The sequence below is a fragment of the uncultured Pelagibacterium sp. genome (genome assembly GCF_963972885.1).
In the GTDB taxonomy this organism is placed as follows: Bacteria; Pseudomonadota; Alphaproteobacteria; order Rhizobiales; family Devosiaceae; genus Pelagibacterium; species Pelagibacterium nitratireducens.
This window is the reverse complement of the sequence record NZ_CAXAXY010000159.1, coordinates 1-3,293: the sequence shown is the minus strand read 5'-3', so window position 1 is coordinate 3,293 and position 3,293 is coordinate 1. Positions and strand designations below refer to the sequence as shown.

Below are 3,293 nucleotides of genomic sequence, written 5' to 3'. Positions count from 1 at the left end.
AATCGTCAAACACTCCCGGCAATTGGGGTGAGCACCGTCCCAAAGGGCAAATCGCCGCCGACAGACCGGCTCGGCCCTGCGAGCATAGCTCTTCGGGCGTTTGCCCCTTTAAAAGGTCCACTGGACCTTTTAAGCCGCCTTTGCCGGCACGGGGCAAACACTGTCACATTTTGGCAACAATAATCTTGAACCAAAGGCCGAGTTGGGCCAGACTCGGCCAAGCCGGAATGTTTCCTTCGGTTGTAACCGTCAGCGTGGGCGACCATTGCATGCTTTCAAGCGCAGCACTCCATAGCGGCCCCGGAGCCATCGCGCCGCCAGGCAAGTGGGGCAGGAGAGGCGGTGTGCATGGCGGTTAGCGCAGGCAACCGGCAGATATCGCACTCGGGGGACAAATCTGCACCGCTGTTCAACGACAACCGCCTGCTGCGACAGGTCGGCTTTGTCGTTGTCCTGATTTCAGTCATTGTCGCCACCGGCTCGTTCCTCATCATGAGCGGGGCGACCGACATCGAGCCAGGGCCCGATGTCTGGACCTGGATATGGATTGCCAACGCAATCCTGATTACGCTCGTCGTCGCGCTGGTCCTGACCGAACTGGTCATGCTGGTGCAGACGCGCATCCGCAAGCAGGAGGGTGCGCGGCTTCAGGTTCGCATCGTCGTCATGTTCGCCATCGTCGCGGCCGGCCCTGCCTTTATCGTCGCCGTGGTCGCCACACTCTCGCTCAATCAGGGCCTCGACCAATGGTTCTCCGAGCGCATGCGCTCCATGGTGGAGAGTTCCCGCCTTGTTGCCAGGTCCTATATGCTCGAGCATGCGCAGGTCCTGCGTGACGATACGATCTGGGTCGCAAGCGAGCTTGAGACGGCCCGCGACAGTTTCACAAACGATGCCCCGCGCTTCCAGCGCATCCTGACCGCGCTCGCCAACACCCGCTCGTTACCGTTTACAAGCCTCGTCAATCAGGCGGGCGAAACTGTCATGCGGGCCCAGATCAATATACCGGGAGCCACGCCGCGCGTTCCCGACGCCGTGCTTGCCGCAGCCGGCGAGGGCGCCCCCACGCTCATCGCCCCGGGCGCCGCCAGCTCTCTGGTCGGCGCTGTCGTCAAGCTTCGCGGCTACGACGATCTTTTCCTCTTTGTCGCGCGTCCGGTCGATCCAGAGGTGCTCGAATATGTGCGGCTGACCGACGAAAATATCACCGAATACCGGCTCTACGATTCCAGCCGACTGGTATTCCAGATCACTTTTGCCTTGATGTATGTTGGGGTGGCTTTCGTTTTCCTGCTCGCCGCACTGTGGATCGGCATTGCTCTGGCCAACGGTCTCATCGACCCCATCCGAAATCTGATGATCGCCTCGAACCGCGTATCCAGCGGCGATCTCGACGTTCAATTGCCCGTTCCCGAACGGGGCGGCGACCTGCACGACCTTGCAGTGCGCTTTAACAAGATGACAGCCCAGCTGCGCAATCAGCGTGCTGCTCTCGTGGCCGCCAGCCGGACCAACGATCAGCGCCGGCAGTTCACCGAAGCGGTTGTGGAAGGCGTGTCGGCGGGCATTATCGGGCTCGATGCGTTCGGTCGCATTACTCTCGTCAATTCCCGGGCCTGCGCCGCCCTCGGCCAGACCGAACTGGACCTGATGAATCAGGAACTCTCGCAAATTGCTCCCGAACTTGCCCCCACCATGGAACGGGCGCAATTGGCCCGTCGGGGCAGGGTGCAGGACCAGGTGCAGCTTTCCACCGGGTTCGATCGGCGTACCTATCAGGTCCGGCTGACCCGTGAAGGCACCATCACCGAATCCAAGGGCTTTGTGGTCACCCTCGACGACATCACCGAACTGGTGGCGGCACAGCGCAATAGCGCCTGGGCCGATGTGGCCCGCCGTATCGCCCACGAGATCAAGAACCCGCTGACCCCGATCCAGCTTTCTGCCGAACGGTTACGCCGCCGCTACGCAAACAAGCTCGTCGACGATTTCGATGTTTTCGACAAATGCATATCGACCATCGTGCGCCAGGTCGGCGATATCGGACGCATGGTCGATGAGTTTTCCTCCTTCGCCCGCATGCCCTCGGCAACGATCGTCAGGGCCGACCTTTCCGATACCGTGCGGCAGGCCGTTTTTCTCGAAAGCGTTCGCCAGCCCGAAATCAACATTAAGGCGGTGTTGCCCGACGAGACGATATACGCCCAGTTCGATACGAGGCTGGTCTCCCAGGCGCTGACCAATCTTATCAAGAATGCCGTTGAAGCCATTGAAAGCGTGGGCCTTGATACGGTTGAGGACCCCGAAGTCATTGTCGAGGCGTCGGTGAGCGGCGACGAAGCGGTTATCGAGGTCAGCGACAACGGCAAGGGCTGGCCGGAGGAAAACCGCCACCAACTCCTCGAGCCCTATATGACGACGCGGGAAAAGGGCACGGGGCTTGGTCTTGCTATTGTCGCAAAGATCATCGAACAGCATGGCGGTCGTGTCGATTTGCGCGATGCAGCACCCGATGCCAATGGCCGGATCGGTGCCTGCTTCGCCTTCACCTTGCCGCTGCAGAAAAGTGAAAAACAGCCGGTCGGACCTCAGGGCCATGGCCAGAGCACCGAAAAAACGACCCAAGAGGAGACATCGCGCGTATCCGCGATGGCAATAAAGTAAATGGCTCGTGACATTCTGATTGTTGATGACGAGGAAGATATCCGCGAACTGATCGCCGGAATTCTCGAAGACGAAGGCTATGAGCCGCGACAGGCGTCCGATGCCGACGGCGCACTCAACGAAATCGCCAAACGGCGCCCCAATCTGGTGTATCTCGACATCTGGATGCAGGGGTCCCGCCTCGATGGCCTCCAGCTGCTCGATGTTCTCCAGACCGACCATCCCGATCTTCCGGTGGTGATGATCTCGGGCCACGGCAATGTCGAAACCGCCGTCTCGGCCATTCGGCGGGGCGCCTACGATTACATCGAAAAGCCCTTCAAGATCGACCGCCTGCTGCTCATCACCCAACGCGCCATTGAGGCCAGCAAGCTCAGGATAGAAGTCGCCGATCTCAAGGAACGGACCGGCGACGAGACCGAACTGGTCGGAGTGTCGGGCGCCATTTCCCAGGTGCGCTCCCTGATCGACAAGTCTGCGGGCACACGTTCGCGCGTTTTCATCTCGGGCGGAGCGGGGACAGGCAAGGGCATGTGCGCGCGCCTGCTTCACTTCAAGAGTCCGCGTGCCATGGGCCCGTTCATCGAAATCAACGCTTCACTCTATGCTCCGGACGAAATTCCCGTTGT

General features: G+C 60.4%; 2 protein-coding genes. Both read left to right on the top strand.

Annotated features, from left to right (window positions below; translation table 11 throughout):
• Positions 1 to 348 precede the first annotated feature (348 nt).
• Positions 349 to 2,664, top strand: a complete 2,316-nt coding sequence (locus AACZ55_RS15815; RefSeq protein WP_339647631.1) for a PAS domain-containing sensor histidine kinase — start codon at positions 349 to 351, stop codon at positions 2,662 to 2,664.
• The coding region (locus AACZ55_RS15810; protein WP_339647629.1) for a response regulator at positions 2,665 to 3,293 on the top strand (629 nt) is incomplete at its 3' end.

Excerpts from the sequence above, each read along its gene's own strand:
- AACZ55_RS15815 (WP_339647631.1), top strand. The coding sequence starts at position 349 with ATGGCGGTTAGCGCAGGCAACCGGCAGATATCGCACTCGGGGGACAAA.